Below are 19,232 nucleotides of genomic sequence, written 5' to 3' on the forward strand. Positions count from 1 at the left end.
CGGGCCGTCGCTCACGCCCCCGCCCAGGCCGCCGCGATCCGTCCCGCCAGGCGCACGTTGCCGCGCACCGCGGCCAGGTTGGCGGCGAGCGACGCGCCGTCCGTGTGCCGGACCAGATAGGCGAGCAGGAACGGCGTCACCGCCTGTCCGGTCACGCCCTCCGACGCGCACGCCTCCAGCGCCTCGGCCAGCACGCGCGCGTGCAGCGCGGGATCGAGCTGCTCCTCCTCGGGGACGGGGTTCGCGACGATGAGTGCCGAGTCGTGGGCGTCCAGGTCGTCCTGGGCGCGCATCACCTCCGCGACCTGCCCGGGGGAGTCCAGGGTCCAGTCCACGGGGTGCCCCGAGTCGGACAGGTAGAAGCCGGGGAACCGGTCCGTGCCGTACCCGGCCACCGCCACGCCCAGCGTCTCCAGGCGCTGCAGGGTCGCGGGCACGTCCAGGATCGACTTCACTCCGGCGCACACCACCGTGATCTTCGTACGCGCCAGCAGGCCCAGGTCGGCGGACTCGTCCTGGGTCACCGTCCACTCGCGGTGCACCCCTCCGAGCCCGCCCGTCGCGAACACCCGCACCCCCGCCCGGGCCGCCAGCAGGGCCGTCGCGGACACGGTGGTCGCCCCGCTCGCCCCCGCGGCCACCGCGAGCGGCAGGTCGCGGTGGCCCAGTTTGCGGATGCCGTCCTCGTTCGCGACCCGTTCCAGCTGACCCTTGTCCAGACCCACGTGGGGCCGGCCGTCGAGCACGGCGATCGTCGCGGGTACCGCGCCCTCCTGCCGGACGACCTCCTCCAGTTCGAGGGCGACCTGCAGATTGCGTGGGCGGGGCAGCCCGTGGGCGATGATCGTGGACTCCAGGGCCACCACCGGCCGACGCGTGTCCAGCGCCTCCCGCACCTCTTCGGACGTCACGATCACGCGCCTGCCTCCTGTCGTCGGTCGACGTACCCTCCTCTGGATCTCTGGCGAGCGGCGCGCCCGGCCAAACCCTCCCGGCCCACGGCGTACGGCGGCCCGAGAGGGCGACCCTCCCCGTCCCGGGCGGCGGGTGAGCCCTTAGGGTTCCGCTCATGAACACGAACTCCCAGGCCACGCCGTCGTTCGCCGTGCACATTCCCGATGCCGAGCTCGAGGTCGAGCCGCTGGACCCGGGCCAGATCGTCTCCGGCGACCCCGTCGTGACGGGCAAGGTGCTGTGGGAGTCCGCCGACGGCAAGCAGTTGCGCGGCATCTGGCAGATCACCCCCGGTGTGGTGACCGACACCGAGGCCAACGAACTCTTCGTCGTCGTCAGCGGCCGCGCCACCATCGAGGTGGAGGGCGGCGACGTCATCGAGGTGGGTCCCGGTGACGCGGCGTTCCTGCGCGAGGGCGACCGTACGACGTGGACCGTCCACGAGACGCTGCGCAAGGCGTACCACATCAGCCTCTGACGGACCGGGAGCGCCCGCTTCACCGACGGTGGAGCGGGCCGCTCGCCGGCCTGCTAGCCCGGATCCTCCGCTCGCCTGCCCGAACCCTCTGCTTGCCCGTCCTGCCCGCCCAGGCCGGCGGTCCGGTCACGGTGTCAGAACAGCGGCTCCGGGAGGACACCTTCGAGGGCGAGCAGCTTCCGCTTGGTCTCCAGACCGCCGCCGAAGCCGCCGATACCGCCGTCGCTCTCGACCACCCGGTGGCAGGGGACGACGACCGGCAGCGGATTCGAGCCCATGGCCACCCCGACGGCCTGGGCCGCCCCGGGCGCGCCGACCCGTCCGGCCAGGTCGCCGTAGGCCACGACGGAACCGAACGGGACGCCCGAATGCAGCTCGCGCAGCACCTGGCGGTTGAACCCCGAGATCAGCGACCAGTCGAGCGGCAGATCGAAGTCATGCCGCTCGCCCGCGAAGTACGCCTCGACCTGGCGTATCGCCTCGGCGAGCAACGGCGAGCCGGGCGCCTCGGCCGGCTCGCCGCCCAAGCGGGAGGCGAGCCGGCCGAGGGCCTTGTCGCGCACCGGGTCCGAGGCGTGGAAGACGACGTTGACCAGGCCCTGGGGCGTCGCGGCGAGGAGCAGCGGACCGATGTCCGTCCCGACGACGGACCAGACGATCCGCTGCTCGTCCCGCGCGTGGCTGTCCATGGGCCCCACCGTACGACCCGCCACTGACAACGCCGCGGGCGCGCACCCCGCGCGCGCCCCGCACCGGTCCGAGCCCTGGCGACGGTTCACCTGTTTGTGTCCCGGCGAAGGCCCGTCAGCGCAGCGCCGCGCGGATCAGGTCGGGTGCGTTCGTGATGACGCCGTCCGTCCCGAAGCCCGCCAGCCGCCGTGCGGTCAGCACGTCGTCCACCGTCCAGGCGAACACCTTCATGGGGCCGTGCGGACCGTGGAGCGCGTGGACCGCGGAGACGTACTCGGGCGACAGCGAGCGGTGATCGGAGTTGATCTGGTCCGCGAACCGCGCGTACGCGGGCAGCCGCGTGACCGGAGGCGTCCCGAGGAAGGCCGTCGTGACGCCGGGCCGTAGCCGGTGCACGGTCCGGACGCTGTCCGCGCTGAAGCTCTGGACGATCAGCCGGTCGCGCAGATGCACCGGATCGAGCCAACCCTCGTTGTTCAGGAGCCTCAGGGTCTGCCGCTCGATCCCCGGATACAGCTCGGGATTCTTGATCTCCAGGACGAGTTTCTGGTGGTTGCGGGAGAGACGATCCATGTATTCCCGCAACGTCGGAACCTTCGCTCCCGCGAACCGGGGGCCGAACCAGCTCCCGGCGTCCAAGCGGGCGATCTCGGCTGCGGTGAAGTCCTTGACGTTCCATGGGCTGCGGTCGGGATAGACCGTCCGGGCGTCCGTCGTGCGCGCCAGCGAGGCGTCGTGGAGCACCACCAACTGGCCGTCACGGGTGCGCTGCACGTCGTTCTCGACCCAGTCGAAGCCCAGCTCCGCCGCCCGGTCGACGGCGTCCAGCGTGTTCTCCGGGGCGTAGGAGGACGCGCCGCGGTGGGCGACGACCAGCGGTGTCGTGATCCGCCCGCCGGCCTTGGCGTGCGAGCTGGGCAGTATCAGAACGGCTCCCCCAAGAAGCGCTGCGGTCGTGGCGGCGGCAACGCGCGCGTGCATGCGTTCTCCTCGCGTCTGGCGATCACGGACAGCACAAGACTGACAGCAGAGAGTCAATGGAGGGGGGAGGCGAGATGGCCGTGGATTGAATGGAGTTGCCCAAGTCGGCTCGCCGCAGGCGCACAACTGGGGAGAGGTCGTGATTGTTTGCAGGATTATCGTTCGACCATTCCGGTGGTGGTCGTAACCTCAGCCTCAACCGGTCCGCTCCGGCGGTCCGGGCCGCGGGGGTGTTTTCGGACGGTTCCAGGAGCAACAGGGCGGGAAAGGCAGCCGCGCATGCAAGGCACGGTCGACGGCTTCACCTACGGGCTCGTCACACCGCTGGTGGCGTATTTCATGGCCTGCCTGGGCGGTGCGCTCGGTCTTCGCTGCACCACCAGGTCCATGCTCGTCGGCGGTTCCTGGCGGGCGGGCTGGCTCGCGCTCGGCTCGGTCGCGATCGCCTCCGGCATCTGGACGATGCACTTCATCGCGATGATGGGGTTCACGGTCGAACAGAGCCCCGTCCACTACGACCGGCCGACAACGTTCGCGAGCCTGGGCGTCGCCGTCCTGATGGTCGGCGCCGGGATCTTCATCGTGGGCTACCAGGGCGCCACCGGGCCGGCGCTGTTCACCGGAGGGACCGTCACCGGCCTCGGCATCGCCTCGATGCACTACCTCGGCATGGCCGGGATGCGCCTCAACGGGACCCTCGCCTACAACACCCTCACCGTCTCCGCCTCGGTCGTCATCGCCGTCGTCGCCGCCATCGCGGCCCTGTGGGCCGCAGGACAGGTACGCGGTTTCGCCTGGAGCGTGGGCGCGAGCCTCGTCATGGGGCTGGCCGTCAGCGGCATGCACTACACGGGCATGGCGGCGCTCAGCGTGCATCTGCACGGCCCGGTCGACGGCACCCCCGCCGGGGACTCGGCGGCCGCGCTGCTGGCGCCCATGATGATCGGCCCCCTCGCCCTGCTCTGTCTGTCGGGCGTCGTCGTGATGTTCGATCCGCAGATGGTGGCGGGCAAGCCCGACCGGCGTCCCGCGGAGATCAGGCGGCCGGGCGTCCCGGCCCATCCCCGCCCCGCTCGCGGCGGCCGTCGCCCGGCGGTCCACCCCGCCGGGGAGCGCGCCTACCGCCGCCCGCGGAGCCCGCAGAGCCGGTGATCCGGCCCGGTTGTCAGTGCGGGGTCGTACGGTGGATCCATGCGGCCCGTATCCAAGATCGAACGTTCGGTGGCGCCCTTCGAGGTCGTCAGCCAGTTCCAGCCGAGCGGTGACCAGCCCACGGCCATCGCCGACCTGGAGAAGCGCATCCGCGCAGGTGAGAAGGATGTCGTCCTGCTGGGCGCGACCGGCACCGGCAAGTCCGCCACCACCGCGTGGATGATCGAGAAGCTCCAGCGCCCCACGCTCGTCATGGCACCGAACAAGACGCTGGCCGCCCAGCTGGCCAACGAGTTCCGCGAGCTGCTGCCGAACAACGCCGTCGAGTACTTCGTCTCGTACTACGACTACTACCAGCCCGAGGCCTACGTCCCCCAGTCGGACACCTACATCGAGAAGGACTCCTCGATCAACGAGGAGGTGGAGCGCCTGCGCCACTCCGCGACCAACTCCCTGCTCACCCGCCGGGACGTGGTCGTGGTCGCCTCGGTGTCCTGCATCTACGGCCTCGGCACGCCGCAGGAATACGTGGACCGGATGGTCAGCCTCAAGGTCGGCGACGAGATCGACCGCGACGCCCTGCTGCGCCGCTTCGTCGACATCCAGTACACCCGCAACGACGTGGCCTTCGCCCGCGGCACGTTCCGGGTCCGCGGCGACACCATCGAGATCTTCCCGGTCTACGAGGAGCTCGCGGTCCGCATCGAGATGTTCGGCGACGAGATCGAGGCCCTGTCCACGCTCCACCCGCTCACCGGCGAGGTCATCAGCGACGACGAGCACATCTACGTCTTCCCCGCGTCCCACTACGTGGCCGGTCCCGAGCGCATGGAGCGCGCCGTCAACGACATCGAGAAGGAACTGGGGGAGCGCCTCGCCGAGCTGGAGAAGCAGAGCAAGCTCCTGGAGGCCCAGCGCCTGCGTATGCGGACGACGTATGACATCGAGATGCTCCGCCAGATCGGCTCCTGCTCCGGCGTCGAGAACTACTCGATGCACTTCGACGGCCGCGAGCCCGGCTCCCCGCCGAACACGCTGATCGACTACTTCCCGGACGACTTCCTGCTCGTCATCGACGAGTCGCACGTCACCGTTCCGCAGATCGGCGCGATGTACGAGGGCGACGCCTCCCGCAAGCGCACCCTCGTCGACCACGGCTTCCGGCTGCCCTCCGCCCTGGACAACCGCCCCCTGAAATGGGAGGAGTTCCAGCAGCGCATCGGCCAGACCGTCTACCTCTCGGCGACCCCGGGCGCCTACGAGCTGTCCCGCTCGGACGGCCATGTCGAGCAGATCATCCGCCCCACCGGTCTGATCGACCCCGAGGTGGTCGTCAAGTCCACCGAGGGCCAGATCGACGACCTGGTGCACGAGATCCGGCTGCGCACCGAGAAGGACGAACGCGTCCTGGTCACCACGCTCACCAAGAAGATGGCCGAGGACCTCACCGACTACTTCCTGGAACTGGGCATCCAGGTGCGCTACCTGCACAGCGACGTCGACACCCTGCGGCGCGTCGAGCTGCTGCGCGAACTGCGCGCCGGGGAGTTCGACGTCCTGGTCGGCATCAACCTGCTGCGCGAGGGCCTAGACCTCCCAGAGGTCTCCCTGGTGGCGATCCTCGACGCCGACAAGGAGGGCTTCCTGCGCTCGGGCACCTCCCTGATCCAGACCATCGGCCGCGCGGCGCGCAACGTCTCCGGCCAGGTCCATATGTACGCGGACAAGATGACCCCGGCGATGGAGAAGGCCATCGACGAGACCAACCGCCGCCGGGAGAAGCAGATCGCGTACAACAAGGAGCGCGGCATCGACCCGCAGCCCCTCCGCAAGAAGATCAACGACATCGTGGCGCAGATCGCGCGCGAGGACATCGACACCGAGCAGCTGCTCGGCTCCGGCTACCGCAAGTCGAAGGACGGCAAGGGCGCCAAGGCGCCGGTGCCCGCGCTGAGCGGCAAGGCGGCCGGCGCGAAGGGGGCCAAGGCGGCCAAGGGCAAGGACTCCACGCCGACCGACCGCCCCGCGGCCGAACTCGCCCAGCAGATCGAGGACCTGACCGAACGCATGCGCGCCGCGGCGGCCGACCTGCAGTTCGAGATCGCCGCCCGGCTGCGCGACGAAGTGTCCGAGATGAAGAAGGAACTGAGGCAGATGAGAGAGGCGGGAATCGCCTGACGGCCCGGCCGACGGCGCCGGACCTCGGACGACGCGTGATGTGTTGCAAGACCGACACAAAGTCCGCCCCGGGGTTCGGCGCTGTCAGTGGCGCTGCGTAGGGTTCTGTTCATCCGCGGATTCCGCGGCAACAGGGGACAGTTCGAGAGGGGAACAGCGCGTGACGGTCAACATGACCAAGGGTCAGGCCATCAGTCTGCAGAAGAACGACGGGGGCACGCTGACCGCGGTCCGTATGGGTCTCGGCTGGCAGGCGGCTCCCCGGCGCGGCCTGTTCGGCTCGCGCACCCGGGAGATCGACCTCGACGCGTCCGCCGTGCTCTTCGCGGACAAGCAGCCCGTCGACGTGGTGTTCTTCCGCCACCTCGTCAGCGACGACGGCTCGGTGCGGCACACCGGTGACAACCTGGTCGGCGGCGCGGGCCAGGGCGGGGACGACGAGTCCATCCTCGTCGACCTTCAGCGCGTCCCGGTCCACATCGACCAGATCGTCTTCACCGTGAACTCCTTCACGGGCCAGACGTTCCAGGAGGTGCAGAACGCGTTCTGCCGTCTGGTCGACGAGACCAACGGCCAGGAGCTCGCGCGCTACACCCTCGCGGGCGGCGGCCAGTACACGGCCCAGATCATGGCCAAGGTGCACCGCGCCGGCAGCGGCTGGCAGATGACGGCCCTCGGCACTCCGGCCAACGGCCGCACGTTCCAGGACCTGATGCCCGCCATCCTGCCGCACCTCTGAGCGGCCGGCGCATCCGCACACCACGACACAGGGGGACAAGACGATGACGGCCGAGCTGGTCAGGGGGCAGAACCACCCGCTCCCCGAGGTCCGTCTCGAGGTCCGGGTCTCGGCCGGGAAGCCGATCGTGGCCGGAGCCACGCTCAGCGACGAGCACGGGAAGGTACGGGGCGTCGAGTGGGTGGCCCATCCCGGCACGCCCACCCTTCCCGGGCTCGAGGTCTCCAAGCAGGCGGCTGCCGACCACCGGCTCGCCTTCGACCTGGACGCCCTGCCGGGAGCCGTGCACCGGGTCAGCGTGCTCCTCGCGCTGCCCACCGGCGTCGGCGGACCGGTCCGGTTCGGCGCCGTCGCCGCCCCCTTCGTCGCGGTCACCGGCCTCGACGGTCTCGAGGTCGCCAGCTACACCGTCACGGGACTCGACACCGAGTCCGCCGTCGTGGCCCTGGAGCTCTACCGCAGGCAGGGCGCCTGGAAGGTGCGCGCGGTCGGCCAGGGCTACGCGGGCGGACTCGCCGAACTCCTCACCGACCAGGGACTTCCCGAAGCCCGGGAACTCGCGGGCAGCATCAACGAAGCCGTGGCCCAGGGCCTGGCACGGTCCGTCTCGGCACCCCCGCCCCGCACCCCGGACGCGGACCGGTCGCGGCAGACCGCCGCCCCGGGCCCGGACCAGCCCCACACGGGAACCGGGCCGCAGGGCGCCCCGGGGACCGTGCCGCCGCAGCACACCCCGTACCCGACCGGTGCGCAGGGACCCGCGGGCTCGCAGCCCGGCATGCCGGGAGGTCCGGTCCAGCCCGAACCGTCCACTGCCCAGCCGTCGCCGCCCACCGCCGGCGGCACGATCAACTACAGCCACCCCGGCCGGCAGACGTCCGCTCCGCCGCCGCCCCCGCCCACCGCTCCGCCGGCCCAGCCCGGACAGCCCGCGCAGCCGGTGGCCGGAGACGCGACCGGCTGGTCCATGGAGGAGCGGCTCTACAACCAGGTCTGGGGGATGTTCGAGGACCTGGCGCGTACGGTCGCCGCGTACCGCAGCGCCGTCGACTTCGCCGACTCCCGCATGGAGAAGGAGCTCGACCAGGTCCTCTCGGACCCGCGCAGCCGGATCGGGGGGCAGGGCGACGCCGCTCGCGAGGCCGCCCGCACCAAGCACGCACAGCTGGTCGACCAGGCCCGGGCCGCCCTCGACCGCGATCTCGCCCAGCTCGTCGCGGAGGCCGAGGTGGTGGAGCCGGCGCTGCCGCTGGCCTACGCGAGCTGGGACAACCCGGTCTGGCACGGCTACCGCGCGCCCATGGAGATACCCATGGCGGTGCGGCTGGGCGACCTCAGCCTGCCCGAGAGCGAGAACCTGAGCATCCCGATGCTCGTGCGGCTCCCGTTGGAGCGCGGCCTGTGGATCGACAGCGGGCGCACCTCCCTGGAGGGCACGCTCGCCGACTCCGACCAGATGCGCCGGCTCGCCATGGACACCGCCGTCGCACACGCGGGCCGGCTGCTCGCCGTGTATCCCGCGGGTGAGTTCACGGTGCACGTCATCGACCCGGCCGGTTCCGGGGCCTCGTCCTTGGCGCCGTTGACCGGGTCCGGTGTGCTCGCCGCCCCTCCGGCCGCGGGCGCCGCCGGGGTGACGGAGGTGCTGAACCGCCTCACCCAGCGCGTCGACCTGGTGCAGATGGCGATGCGCGGGGGAGCGGCCGACTCGCTGCCGCCGGGGTTCGACACCGCCGAGCAGCTGCTGATCGTCAACGACTTCCCGCACGGCTTCGACGACCGCGCCGTCACCCGGCTCCGCTACCTCGCGGACGAGGGGCCGGCCGTCGGCGTCCATCTGATGATGGTGGCCGACCGGGAGGACGCCGCGGAGTACGGGCCCCTGCTCGACCCGCTCTGGAGGTCCCTGTTGCGGATCACTCCGGTGCCGGACGACCATCTCGCCGACCCCTGGGTCGGTCACGCGTGGACGTACGAGCCCTCGCTCGTGCCCGCGAACAGCCAGGTGCTGCAGCAGGTCCTCGCCGCGGTGGCGGCGAGGCGCCGGTCGTGGAACCGCTGACCCCCGCGTCGGCGCTTCCGGCCCCTCACACCCTCGGGTGTGGGGGGCCGAGCTGTTCCACCAAGCAATCGCAAAGGTCTCTGACCAGGGGACTTGGTACTTCTTTTACTCAGCCCTTTACCTTTCCTTGGTGATTCGGGTACTCTTTTTCCATTCGGAGGGGAGTACTCCCTAGCTGTTGCGGCGTACCCGTCAGTACGGATCGAGTCGGATCCCGGGGCGTCGGTCCGCGGGCTCCGGGGCGCGTCGAGCGCACCCGGGAGGCCCCGGGCGGAAGAGACCTCCGGTGGCGAACGACTCTGAAAATTGCCGTTACGTACTGCCGGAGGCGCAGTGGATGTTTCCCTGACCCTGTGGGTCCTGACCATCGTGGGGCTGGCCGCACTGATCGCGGTCGACTTCTTCATCGGCCGCAAGCCGCACGACGTATCGATCAAGGAAGCCGGAATCTGGACCGTCGTCTGGATCGCCCTCGCCGGGCTGTTCGGACTCGGACTGCTTCTCTTCGCCGGCGGACAGCCGGCCGGAGAGTTCTTCGCCGGCTTCATCACCGAGAAGTCGCTGAGCGTCGACAACCTCTTCGTCTTCGTCCTGATCATGGCGAAGTTCGCCGTGCCCTCGAAGTACCAGCAGCGCGTGCTGCTCGTGGGTGTCCTGATAGCGCTCGTCCTGCGTGCGGTGTTCATCGCCGCCGGCGCCGCGATCATCGCGAACTTCGCCTGGGTCTTCTACATCTTCGGCGCCTTCCTCATCTACACCGCCTGGAAGCTGATCCAGGAGGCCCGCGCCGACGAGGACGACGAGGAGTTCGAGGAGAACCGGCTGCTCAAGGCCGCCGAGCGGCGGTTCGGCGTGGCCGACCGCTATCACGGCACCAAGCTGTGGATCCGCCGGAACGGCAAGCGCGTCATGACCCCGATGCTGGTCGTGATGCTGGCGATCGGTACAACCGACGTGCTCTTCGCGCTGGACTCGATCCCCGCGATCTTCGGCCTGACCCAGGACCCGTACATCGTGTTCACCGCCAACGCCTTCGCGCTGATGGGGCTGCGGCAGCTGTACTTCCTCATCGGCGGCCTGCTCAAGAAGCTGGTCCACCTCAGCTACGGCCTCTCGGTCATCCTCGGCTTCATCGGCGTCAAGCTCGTGCTGCACGCGCTGCACGAGTCCGGCGTCCACGTACCCGAGATATCCATCCCGGTCTCGCTCGGCGTGATCTGCGCGGTCCTGGTGGTCACCACGATCACGAGCCTGATCGCCACCAGGAGGCAGGCTGCGGGCGAGCCGGCCGAGAGCGACTCCAAGGAGAGCGTTGACGCCTGACCGCGCCGACCACGGCGAGGCCCGTCCCCGGGAGCGGAGCGTGCGGCACCTGCCGCCACCGCTCCCGGAGATCGCCCGGGTCCGGCCGACGCGGCGGCGGAGCGCACCCCGCTCCGCCGGAATGCGGGCCACGTCTTCGGCTGGGACGATCGCGGCATGATCGTTCGGCTCGGCTCACTCGTGACACGGTGGACCGTCGTGGTGCCCGTGATCGCGGTGGTGCTGCTGGCCCTCACCTGGGGGCGCGACCTGCCGGGCGCGGTCGTCGTCCTGGTCACGCTGGTCCTCGCCGGCTCCGTGCTCGCCGCCGTGCATCACGCCGAGGTGGTCGCCCACCGGGTGGGGGAACCCTTCGGATCGCTCGTCCTCGCCGTCGCCGTCACGATCATCGAAGTCGCCCTCATCGTGACCCTGATGGCGGACGGCGGCGCCAAGAGTTCGACCCTCGCCCGCGACACCGTCTTCGCGGCGGTGATGATCACCTGCAACGGCATCGTCGGCGTGTGCCTGCTCGTCGCGTCACTGCGCCATGGCATCGCCGTGTTCAACGCCGAGGGAACGGGAGCCGCCCTGGCGACCGTCGCCACGCTCGCCACCCTCAGCCTCGTCTTCCCGACCTTCACGACCAGCAAGCCGGGCCCCGAGTTCTCGTCCGCGCAGCTCACCTTTGCCGCGGTGGCCTCCCTGGTGCTGTACGGCCTGTTCGTCACGACCCAGACCGTCCGCCACCGTGACTACTTCCTGCCGATCACCCAGCAGGGCAAGGTCATCGACGCGGACGAGCACGCCGATGCCCCGTCCGCCCGCGAGGCCCGCTTCAGCCTCGGGCTCCTCGGTCTGGCCCTGGTCGGTGTGGTCGGTCTCGCCAAGGGGGTCTCGCCCACCATCGAGTCCGGGGTCGAGGCCGCGGGCATGCCGCACTCCGTGGTCGGTGTGATCATCGCGCTGCTCGTGCTGCTCCCCGAGACCATCGCTGCACTGCGTTCCGCCCGCCGGAACCGGGTGCAGACCAGTCTGAACCTCGCCCTGGGATCGGCGATGGCCAGTATCGGACTGACGATCCCCGCCGTCGCCCTGGCCTCGGTCTGGCTCTCCGGGCCCCTCGTCCTCGGCCTCAACGCCACCGAGATGGTGCTGCTGGCGCTGACCGTGGTCGTGAGCTCCCTGACGGTCGTTCCCGGCCGGGCCACACCGCTTCAGGGAGGCGTGCATCTCGTCCTGTTCGCCGCCTATCTGGAACTGGCCGTCAACCCCTGATCCGCCCTCGCTCCGTCACCGGGAGGGGCTTCGGCCCGGGCTTCGGGCCGGGTCTCCGGGAGCAGCGCGAAGCACCCGAGGCTCAGCAGCGCGATCCCCGTCAGATAGGCGGCCACGCCCCACGGCACGCGCTCCCCGCTCGCCACGGCCGTCGCCACCAGCGGCGTGAGCGCACCGCCGAGGACCCCGCCCAGGTTGTATCCGACGGCCGCGCCCGTGCAGCGCACCCGCGGCTCGTACAACTCCGGCAGATACGCGGCGATCACCGCGAACATCGTGATGAAGGCGATCAGCGCCACCAGGAAGCCGAGGAACATCAGGAGCGGTTCCCCGGTCGACAGCAGCCCGATCATGGGGAACATCCACAGGGCGGCGCCCGCACAGCCCGCCAGACACAGAGGCCGCCGGCCGTAGCGGTCACCGAGCAGGGCCACCAGAGGTGTCAGCGCCCCCTTCACCACCACCGCGCCCATGACGCAGGTCAGCATGACCGTGCGGCTCACCCCGAGCCGTTCGACGCCGTAGGAGAGCGACCACGTCGTCACCGCGTAGAAGACGGCGTATCCGACGGCGAGGCCGCCGGCCGTCAGCAGGACGAGCCGCCAGTGGTCGCGCACCACCTCGGCGAGCGGCACGCGCGCGCGGTCCGGCATCTCGAGGAAGCCCGGGGTCTCCTCCAGCGAACCGCGCAGCCACAGTCCCGCCAGCGCGAGCACCCCAGCCGCCCAGAACGGCACCCGCCAGCCCCACTGGGCGAACTGCGCGTCGGACAGCGTCGAGGACAGCGCCAGCATCACCCCGTTGGCCAGCACGAAACCGAGCGACGGGCCGATCTGGGGGAAGCTCGACCACAGACCGCGCCGCCCGGCGGGCGCGTGCTCGGCCGTCAACAGCACCGCCCCGCCCCACTCGCCGCCGAGCCCGAGCCCCTGGAGAAAACGCAGCACCAGCAGCAGAACGGGAGCGGCGGCGCCGATGCGGTCGTACGTCGGAACGCACCCGACGGCGACGGTCGCCGCCCCGGTCAGCAGCAGCGAGGCCAGCAGGACCGGCCGCCGCCCGCGCCGGTCCCCGATGTGCCCGAACAGCACCGAGCCCAGCGGGCGGGCGACGAAACCGACGCCGAACGTCGCGAAGGCCGCCAGCGTCCCCGCGAGCGGCGAGAACGTGGGGAAGAACAGCGGCCCGAGAACCAGGGCCGCCGCCGTCCCGTAGACGAAGAAGTCGTAGAACTCGATGGCCGTCCCGGTGAGCGAGGCGGCCGCGAGCCGTAGCATCGAGGGCGTTCTTACGGTGCGTACATCGTGCATGCCGGATCAACTACCCACAGTGACCGACGGTTACGGGGGCGCACGGGAGCGCGGTGTGCGTCAGTAGGTGACGGTGATGCGCCGGGCCGGACCGTCGACGCGGACGGTCCCGCCATAGGGGATGACGACCTGCGGATCGGTGTGGCCGAGGTCCACATCGAGGACGACCGTCATGTCGGGGGCGTAGGCATCGACGGCCCGCAGGACCGCTTCGCGCTGCTCCCGGGCGTAGTCGAGCCTGGCCTCCGGTTCGAGCGGCTGCCGGAACGACCACGCCTTCGGCCGGCCCATGAGCAGCGCCCCGAAGCGCCGCAGCAGGCCGCGCTCGCCCAGGGCGCGCAGGATCCAGAAGACGTCGTCGGCCCTCGGCATGTCCTCCGAGGTCTCCAGGAACAGCACGCAGCCGTCGTACACGGACGGATCGCGGGCGATCCCGCGGTCGGCCATCAGCAGCCACGAGAGGATCTCGAGGTTCCCGCCCCAGGAGCGGCCCTCGACCACCTCGTCCGGGCGGATCCAGGTCCAGCCCGAGCCCGGCTCGGTCGGCGGCTCGGCCAGGAAGCTCTCGGGCGCCTCCCAGGGCAGGTCGACCTCGCGGAAACGGCTCGCGGGGCGCAGCTCGTACGGTCCGGAGGTGAACAGGGCGGCCCGCAGGGAGTCCGCGGTCAGGGGGTCCATGGCGCCCGGCCGGCCGAGCTCGCACATGACCGTCGCGCCGTGGTAGCCGACGATCCCGGCGTTCCACAGGTGGACGAGGAGGTTCGTGTTGTCGCTGTAGCCGAAGAACGGCTTCGGGTTCGCCCGGAGCAGCTCGTCGTCGAGCAGCGGCAGTACGGTGATCTGGTCGTCGCCTCCGATGGACGCGAAGACCGCCCTGACCGTCGGATCGGCGAACGCCGCGTGGATGTCGTCGGCGCGCTCCCGCGGGGTCGACCCCAGCTTCCGGGTCGCCGGGTACTCGACCGGCTCCAGGCCGAAGTCCTTCCGCAGCCGCTCCAGACCCAGTTCGTACGGGAGCGGCAGGAGGCCGGGCAGACCGCTGGACGGCGAGATCACGGCCACCCGGTCACCGGGCACGGGCTTGGGAGGGTATGCGGGGGTGGTCATGGCGCGAGCGTACGGGCCGTCACCCTTTCGGTGCATCGTGATAAACCGGGTCCGAGCAGCGGTCCTTGACGGGCCGGCAGACCCGATGGACCGGAGGAACCGTGCCCCGCACCCTGGCCAACGCCCCGATCATGATTCTCAACGGCCCCAACCTGAACCTCCTCGGGCAGCGGCAGCCGGAGATCTACGGCTCCGACACGCTGGCGGACGTCGAGGCGCTGTGCGCCAAGGCCGCGGCCGCGCACGGGGGAACGGTCGACTTCCGGCAGTCCAACCACGAGGGCGAGCTGGTGGACTGGATCCACGAGGCCCGGCTGAACCACGCGGGGATCGTGATCAACCCGGCCGCCTACTCGCACACCTCCGTCGCCATCCTCGACGCGCTCAACACCTGTGACGGGCTCCCGGTGGTGGAGGTCCACATCTCCAACATCCACCAGCGCGAGGAGTTCCGGCACCACTCGTACGTGTCGCTGCGGGCCGACGGGGTCATCGCGGGCTGCGGAGTGCAGGGATACGCGTTCGCGGTGGAGCGGGTGGCGGCCCTCGCGGGAGCCGGACGCGCGGACACCTGACCACGAGGTCCGGGCCGAGGACCCGGCCCGAACCGGATTGACCCGGGCGGAGCTCGACCGGGGCGGAGCGGGCGGACACCGGCAGCAGGGGCATCCGTCCGTCCGTCCCGCCCCGCTCACCGGCGTCCCGCCCTGCTTACTGGAGGCCCGCCCCGCTCACCGGCCTGCGGCTCCGCTCACAGCCGTCCGGCCTCGACGATCCGGCTGAGGAAGCGCCGTGTGCGCTCCTGCTCCGGGTCTCCGAAGACCTGCTCCGGCGTGCCGCGCTCCAGGATCACGCCGTCCTCCAGGAAGCAGACCTGGTCCGACACCTCGCGCGCGAAGCCCATCTCATGGGTGGCCAGGACCATGGTCATGCCGTCCGCCTTCACGTCACGGACCACGTCCAGGACCTCGCCCACCAGCTCGGGATCCAGGGCGGCGGTGATCTCGTCGAGGAGGAGCAGCCGCGGCCGGACCGCCAGGGCGCGCACGATCGCGGCCCGTTGCTGCTGGCCGCCGCTCAACCGGTCCGGGTACTCGCCCGCCTTGGCGCCGAGCCCCAGCCGTTCGAGCAGTTCACGCGCGTGTGCCTCGGCCTCCGCGCGGCCCACCCCATGAACGCGGTGCGGGGCCAGGGTGATGTTCTCCAGGACGGTCATGTGCGGGAACAGGTTGTACGCCTGGAAGACGACGCCGATGCGGCGGCGCACCGCGTCCTGGTCGGTGCGGGGGTCGGTGATCTCCTCGCCGTCCAGCCAGATCGCCCCGTCGTCCACCTCCTCCAGGAGGTTCGCACAGCGCAGCAGCGTGGACTTCCCGGAGCCGGAGGCGCCGATCAGTGTCGTGACCGTGTGCGGGGCGACCTCCAGATCGACGTCCCGCAGGACGACCGAGTCGCCGAAGGTCTTGCGGACGGACTCCATCCGCAGCAGCGGACCGCCCGGCGCGGGTGCCGTGCTCACAGGGTCCGTGCTCGTGCGACGGTCCGTGCTCATACGGTGCCTCCCTGGCCGCGGCGCCGGTCCATGCGGGCGGTGACCCAGTCGGTGAAGCGCGTCATCGGGATGGTCAGGGCCACGAACAGCAGGGCCGCGACGATGTAGGCCGTGTAGTTGAGGCTACGGCCGACGATGACGTCCGCGGAACGCATCGCCTCCACCGCGCCGCCGATCGAGACGAGGCTGGTGTCCTTCTGGAGGGAGACCATGTCGTTCAGGAGCGGCGGGACCTGACGGCGGACGGCTTGCGGAAGCACCACATGACGGAGGGTCTGCCGCGTGGTCAGCCCCAGCGAGCGCGCCGCGGCCCGTTGCGAGGGGTGCACCGACTCGATGCCGGCCCGCACGACTTCGGCGACGTACGCCGCGTACGTCAGCACCAGTCCCGCGCCGCCGAGAAGGACCGGGTCGGTGGTGACGCCCTGCAACTGGAGCGCCGGTACGCCGAACACGACGATCGACAGACAGATGATCAGCGGCAGTCCGCGGAAGAAGTCGGTGTACGCGGTGGCGAGGGCGCGCACCGGCCAGTAGACCGGCCCCTTGAGGGTGCGTGCCACCGCGATGAGGGTGCCGAGCAGGAGCACCACGACACCGCACACCGCGAACAGCCGCAGGTTGAGCCAGAGTCCGTCGAGGACCTTGGGGAGGGCCTCGCGCGCGTAGGACGCGTCGAAGAACGTCTCCTTCGTGCGCGGCCAGCCCGGCGCGTTCACCACCACGAGGTACAGCACGACGGCCGTGACGAGCGTCGAGAGCGCGGCCACGGCCGCCGAACGGCGGGCCCGGCCGCGCTTGTGGCGCTCGCGCTCGATCCTGCGCTGCGACGGGACGTACACCTCGGTCACTTGAGCACCGGGGCGTCGACGGCCTCGGACAGCCACTGCTTCTCGATCCTCGCGAGCGTGCCGTCCGCGCGCAGGGCGTCCACGGCCTTGGTCACGCAGGAGGTCAGCGCGCTGCCCTTGTCGAGGACGAGCCCGAACTGCTCGGGCGTTCCGCCCTTGTTCTCGAACTGTCCGACGATCTTCGCGTTCGTCACCTCGGCGGCCGTGATGTAGAAGGCGGTCGGCAGATCCGTGACGATGGCGTCGACCTGACCGTTCTTCAGGGCGGACTTGGCCTGGTCGTTCTTGGCGTACGCGGCCGGTTGCGCGGTCGGCTTCACCACGTCGTCGATGTAGTCCAGGCTCGTCGTGCCGACCTGCGCGCCCAGCTTCAGACCCTTGAGGTCCGCCAGGCTCGTCGCCTTCGCGGCCTTGGAGCCCTTCAGCGCGATGACCGCCTGTCGCACGTCGTAGTAGCCGGACGAGAAGTCCACGGCCTTCTTGCGCTCGGCGCTGATGGACACCTGATTGATGTCGAAGTCGAACGTCTTCGCACCGGGGGCGAAGGCCTTGTTGAAGGGAACGCTCTGCCAGACGACGTCGCCGTCGGCGAAGCCGAGCCGCTGGGCCACGGCGTACGTCACCGCCGACTCGAAGCCCTTCTTGTTGGCGGGCTTGTCGTCCTTGAACCAGGGCTCGTACGCCGGTTCGTCGGTGGCGACGGTGAGCTTGCCGGAAGTGTGCGTGCTCAACGAGCCCTTGGCGCAGCTCTCGGCGGTGCCACCGGACGCCTTTCCGGACGTCTTGCTCTCCGGCTGCGGGGCACAGCCCACGGCGAGGGCGAGCAGGGCCACGGTGCAGACGGACACGGCGGGGCGCAGGGCGCGTTGGGGTCGGTACATGGCGGGAGAGTGGCAGCGAAGCAGCCGTTTGTCCAGGTCACGGCGGTAATTGTCCGCATGGTGGGAACGGGTGTTGCAGTGACGTGAACACATGCGCCCCGACCGCCTCGCGCGCGTGTCGTGTGCACCGCGCACGGACACGGCCGGCACGGCGAGCGAGAGCCGGTGACGCGACCGACGCGGGCCCGGCGCCCCGAACGCGGGAGGCGGTCCGACGCGGGAGCCGTGCCGTTCCCGAACACGGCAGCGGGGCCGCCCGTTCGGGACGGCCCCGCTGCCATGTTCGGGACGGCCCCGCGTCACATCCACCGCCGGCGGATCACCAGCCCCGGGCTCTCCACTCCGGCAGATGCGGGCGTTCGGCGCCCAGCGTCGTGTCGTCGCCATGGCCCGGGTACACCCACGTCTCGTCCGGAAGGACGTCGAAGATCCTCGTCTCGACGTCGTGGATGAGCTGCGTGAACGCCTCCGGGTCCTTGAACGTGTTGCCCACGCCGCCCGGGAAGAGGCAGTCGCCGGTGAACACGTGCGGATGACCGTGCGGGTCGTCGTAGACGAGGGCGACCGAGCCCGGCGTGTGTCCGACCAGATGGCGCGCGGTCAGCTCGACGTTGCCCACCCGGACCGTGTCGCCGTCCTGGAGGGGGACGTCGGTCGGCACCGGGATGCCCTCCGCGTCGTCCCGGCCCGCGTAGGTGCGCGCGCCCGTGGCGGCCACGACCTCGGCCAGCGCCTGCCAGTGGTCGCCGTGCCGGTGCGTGGTCACCACCGAGGCGATGCCGTCGTCACCGATCAGGGTGAGCAGCGTCGAGGCGTCGTTCGCCGCGTCGATGAGGAGCTGCTCGTCGGTGGCCCGGCAGCGCAGCAGGTACGCGTTGTTGTCCATGGGGCCGACCGCGACCTTGGAGATCATCAGGTCCTGCAGCTCGTGCACGTCGGCCGCGCCGCCGACCGTCACCGCTCCGCTGTACGTCATGACGGCAGCCTATAGCGGGGGCAGGGCCGGAAGCGGGCCGCCGCGAACCGTCAGCGCGGTGCCGTCGCGGCGGCCGCAGAGCCAGCCGAGCAGATCGGCCGCGGGGCCGTGGACCTCGACCGGGCCGCCCTCGGCGCCTCCGCCCGTCGTCCGCACCCGGCCGTCGCCGGCGTCCAGCGTCGTGGCGGGCACGTCCTTGTGGCCGGCGAACCGCTCCGCGAGGAAGTCGATCTCCCGGGCCGTGAACTCCTCGGGGAGATCCTCCAGCTCGTAGCCGATGCCCAGGTCCACATGGTGCAGGTCGACCTCGACCCAGCGCCGGAAGGGCACCCGGGCCGCGGAGTCCGTGACCCCGTTGCGCAGCTCCACCGTGCGGGACCAGTCCGCGGGAGCGGCCTCGGTCGCCGCGAAGCGGGCCCCGCTCTCGCGCAGGTCGGCCAGCTGTACGTCCAGGGGGCGCGGGGCGTCCCGCTCGATGTCGGCGTCCCGGGTGCTCGCGGAGGCGTACATGGGCCGCCCCTCGAGAACGTTCACGAGGGCGTCCGCGTTCCGGGACAGGTGGGCGAGCACATGCCCGCGGCTCCAGCCGGGAAGCCGTGACGGCTCGGCCACGGCGGCGTTGTCCAGTTTGGCGGCTGCGGTGAGCAGTCGTTCCGTCGCGTCACGTACAGACGCCAGGTCGCGCACATGATCCATCATGAGGTCGACCCTAGCCGCGCCACACGATCGGGTGAAGCGGGT

At 70.9% G+C, this 19,232-nt stretch carries 18 protein-coding genes; 8 read left to right on the plus strand and 10 right to left on the minus strand.

All coding sequences use genetic code 11. The features are described 5' to 3' along the window. Window positions 1-11 precede the first annotated feature (11 nt). Window positions 12-917: a pseudouridine-5'-phosphate glycosidase gene (locus IO36_RS31505; RefSeq protein WP_037624775.1), complete on the minus strand. Its 906-nt coding sequence runs from the start codon at window positions 915-917 to the stop codon at window positions 12-14. 152 nt (window positions 918-1,069) lie between these two features. On the opposite strand from IO36_RS31505, the gene IO36_RS31510 reads away from it, so the two are divergent. Next, window positions 1,070-1,432: a cupin domain-containing protein gene (locus IO36_RS31510; RefSeq protein WP_037624777.1), complete on the plus strand. Its 363-nt coding sequence runs from the start codon at window positions 1,070-1,072 to the stop codon at window positions 1,430-1,432. A gap of 134 nt (window positions 1,433-1,566) precedes the next feature. Here IO36_RS31510 and IO36_RS31515 read toward each other — a convergent pair whose 3' ends face one another. Both IO36_RS31515 and IO36_RS31520 read right to left on the minus strand, forming a co-directional pair. Further along, entirely contained in the window at window positions 1,567-2,121 is a 555-nt protein-coding gene (locus IO36_RS31515; protein ID WP_037624778.1) for a methylated-DNA--[protein]-cysteine S-methyltransferase, read from the minus strand. 115 nt (window positions 2,122-2,236) lie between these two features. After that, window positions 2,237-3,103, minus strand: coding sequence for a glycerophosphodiester phosphodiesterase (locus IO36_RS31520; RefSeq protein WP_037624780.1), 867 nt, complete (start codon window positions 3,101-3,103; stop codon window positions 2,237-2,239). Window positions 3,104-3,382: 279 nt separating this feature from the next. Between IO36_RS31520 and IO36_RS31525 the strand changes: the two genes are divergently transcribed. From IO36_RS31525 to IO36_RS31550, 6 genes are all read left to right on the plus strand, one after another. Further along, window positions 3,383-4,255, plus strand: a complete 873-nt coding sequence (locus tag IO36_RS31525; RefSeq protein WP_037624782.1) for an MHYT domain-containing protein — start codon at window positions 3,383-3,385, stop codon at window positions 4,253-4,255. 39 nt (window positions 4,256-4,294) lie between these two features. Further along, window positions 4,295-6,433: an excinuclease ABC subunit UvrB gene (gene uvrB, locus IO36_RS31530; RefSeq protein ID WP_037624783.1), complete on the plus strand. Its 2,139-nt coding sequence runs from the start codon at window positions 4,295-4,297 to the stop codon at window positions 6,431-6,433. A gap of 160 nt (window positions 6,434-6,593) precedes the next feature. After that, entirely contained in the window at window positions 6,594-7,172 is a 579-nt protein-coding gene (locus tag IO36_RS31535) for a TerD family protein (RefSeq protein ID WP_037624785.1), read from the plus strand. A gap of 43 nt (window positions 7,173-7,215) precedes the next feature. After that, window positions 7,216-9,234, plus strand: coding sequence for a TerD family protein (locus IO36_RS31540; protein WP_037624787.1), 2,019 nt, complete (start codon window positions 7,216-7,218; stop codon window positions 9,232-9,234). A gap of 333 nt (window positions 9,235-9,567) precedes the next feature. Then, the gene (locus tag IO36_RS31545) at window positions 9,568-10,557 is read left to right on the plus strand and encodes a TerC/Alx family metal homeostasis membrane protein (RefSeq protein ID WP_037624789.1); all 990 of its coding nucleotides are present in this window, start codon (window positions 9,568-9,570) and stop codon (window positions 10,555-10,557) included. 156 nt (window positions 10,558-10,713) lie between these two features. Continuing rightward, window positions 10,714-11,814, plus strand: coding sequence for a calcium:cation antiporter (locus IO36_RS31550; protein ID WP_037624791.1), 1,101 nt, complete (start codon window positions 10,714-10,716; stop codon window positions 11,812-11,814). Here the strand turns inward: IO36_RS31550 and IO36_RS31555 are convergent. Next, window positions 11,787-13,091 carry an MFS transporter gene (locus IO36_RS31555; RefSeq protein WP_037624794.1) on the minus strand — a complete coding sequence of 435 codons (1,305 nt, stop codon included), beginning with the start codon at window positions 13,089-13,091 and terminating at the stop codon, window positions 11,787-11,789. The genes IO36_RS31550 and IO36_RS31555 overlap by 28 nt on opposite strands. Before the next feature lie 93 nt (window positions 13,092-13,184). Then, window positions 13,185-14,231, minus strand: coding sequence for a S66 family peptidase (locus IO36_RS31560; RefSeq protein WP_037624797.1), 1,047 nt, complete (start codon window positions 14,229-14,231; stop codon window positions 13,185-13,187). A 101-nt stretch (window positions 14,232-14,332) separates the two neighbouring features. Between IO36_RS31560 and aroQ the strand changes: the two genes are divergently transcribed. Further along, entirely contained in the window at window positions 14,333-14,806 is a 474-nt protein-coding gene (aroQ, locus tag IO36_RS31565) for a type II 3-dehydroquinate dehydratase (RefSeq protein WP_037624798.1), read from the plus strand. Window positions 14,807-14,982: 176 nt separating this feature from the next. Here the strand turns inward: aroQ and IO36_RS31570 are convergent, their stop codons facing one another. The 5 genes from IO36_RS31570 to IO36_RS31590 form a co-directional block, all read right to left on the minus strand. Beyond that, on the minus strand, window positions 14,983-15,783 hold the full coding sequence (locus IO36_RS31570; protein WP_425535562.1) for an amino acid ABC transporter ATP-binding protein: 801 nt from the start codon (window positions 15,781-15,783) through the stop codon (window positions 14,983-14,985). Next, complete coding sequence (locus tag IO36_RS31575; protein WP_051901096.1) at window positions 15,780-16,670, minus strand: amino acid ABC transporter permease; 891 nt, start codon at window positions 16,668-16,670, stop codon at window positions 15,780-15,782. The genes IO36_RS31570 and IO36_RS31575 overlap by 4 nt, the downstream gene beginning before the upstream one ends. After that, window positions 16,631-17,515, minus strand: a complete 885-nt coding sequence (locus IO36_RS31580) for an ABC transporter substrate-binding protein (protein ID WP_037624802.1) — start codon at window positions 17,513-17,515, stop codon at window positions 16,631-16,633. The genes IO36_RS31575 and IO36_RS31580 overlap by 40 nt, the downstream gene beginning before the upstream one ends. Before the next feature lie 319 nt (window positions 17,516-17,834). Next, window positions 17,835-18,491 (minus strand): MBL fold metallo-hydrolase, encoded by a 657-nt coding sequence (locus IO36_RS31585; RefSeq protein WP_037624804.1) that lies wholly within the window; start codon window positions 18,489-18,491, stop codon window positions 17,835-17,837. Between the two features lie 9 nt (window positions 18,492-18,500). After that, entirely contained in the window at window positions 18,501-19,190 is a 690-nt protein-coding gene (locus IO36_RS31590) for a maleylpyruvate isomerase family mycothiol-dependent enzyme (protein ID WP_037624807.1), read from the minus strand. Between the last annotated feature and the right edge of the window lie 42 nt (window positions 19,191-19,232).

Origin of the sequence: Streptomyces aureus, assembly GCF_000725495.1 — a bacterium.
Taxonomy (GTDB): Bacteria; Actinomycetota; Actinomycetes; order Streptomycetales; family Streptomycetaceae; genus Streptomyces; species Streptomyces aureus_B.

Coding starts and splice junctions, on each gene's coding strand:
- IO36_RS31585 (WP_037624804.1), bottom strand. CDS start 18,491: ATGACGTACAGCGGAGCGGTGACGGTCGGCGGCGCGGCCGACGTGCAC.
- IO36_RS31560 (WP_037624797.1), bottom strand. CDS start 14,231: ATGACCACCCCCGCATACCCTCCCAAGCCCGTGCCCGGTGACCGGGTG.
- IO36_RS31515 (WP_037624778.1), bottom strand. CDS start 2,121: ATGGACAGCCACGCGCGGGACGAGCAGCGGATCGTCTGGTCCGTCGTC.
- IO36_RS31510 (WP_037624777.1), top strand. CDS start 1,070: ATGAACACGAACTCCCAGGCCACGCCGTCGTTCGCCGTGCACATTCCC.
- IO36_RS31520 (WP_037624780.1), bottom strand. CDS start 3,103: ATGCACGCGCGCGTTGCCGCCGCCACGACCGCAGCGCTTCTTGGGGGA.
- IO36_RS31570 (WP_425535562.1), bottom strand. CDS start 15,783: ATGAGCACGGACCGTCGCACGAGCACGGACCCTGTGAGCACGGCACCC.
- IO36_RS31525 (WP_037624782.1), top strand. CDS start 3,383: ATGCAAGGCACGGTCGACGGCTTCACCTACGGGCTCGTCACACCGCTG.
- uvrB (WP_037624783.1), top strand. CDS start 4,295: ATGCGGCCCGTATCCAAGATCGAACGTTCGGTGGCGCCCTTCGAGGTC.
- IO36_RS31540 (WP_037624787.1), top strand. CDS start 7,216: ATGACGGCCGAGCTGGTCAGGGGGCAGAACCACCCGCTCCCCGAGGTC.
- IO36_RS31590 (WP_037624807.1), bottom strand. CDS start 19,190: ATGATGGATCATGTGCGCGACCTGGCGTCTGTACGTGACGCGACGGAA.
- IO36_RS31550 (WP_037624791.1), top strand. CDS start 10,714: ATGATCGTTCGGCTCGGCTCACTCGTGACACGGTGGACCGTCGTGGTG.
- IO36_RS31555 (WP_037624794.1), bottom strand. CDS start 13,091: ATGCTACGGCTCGCGGCCGCCTCGCTCACCGGGACGGCCATCGAGTTC.
- IO36_RS31580 (WP_037624802.1), bottom strand. CDS start 17,515: ATGTACCGACCCCAACGCGCCCTGCGCCCCGCCGTGTCCGTCTGCACC.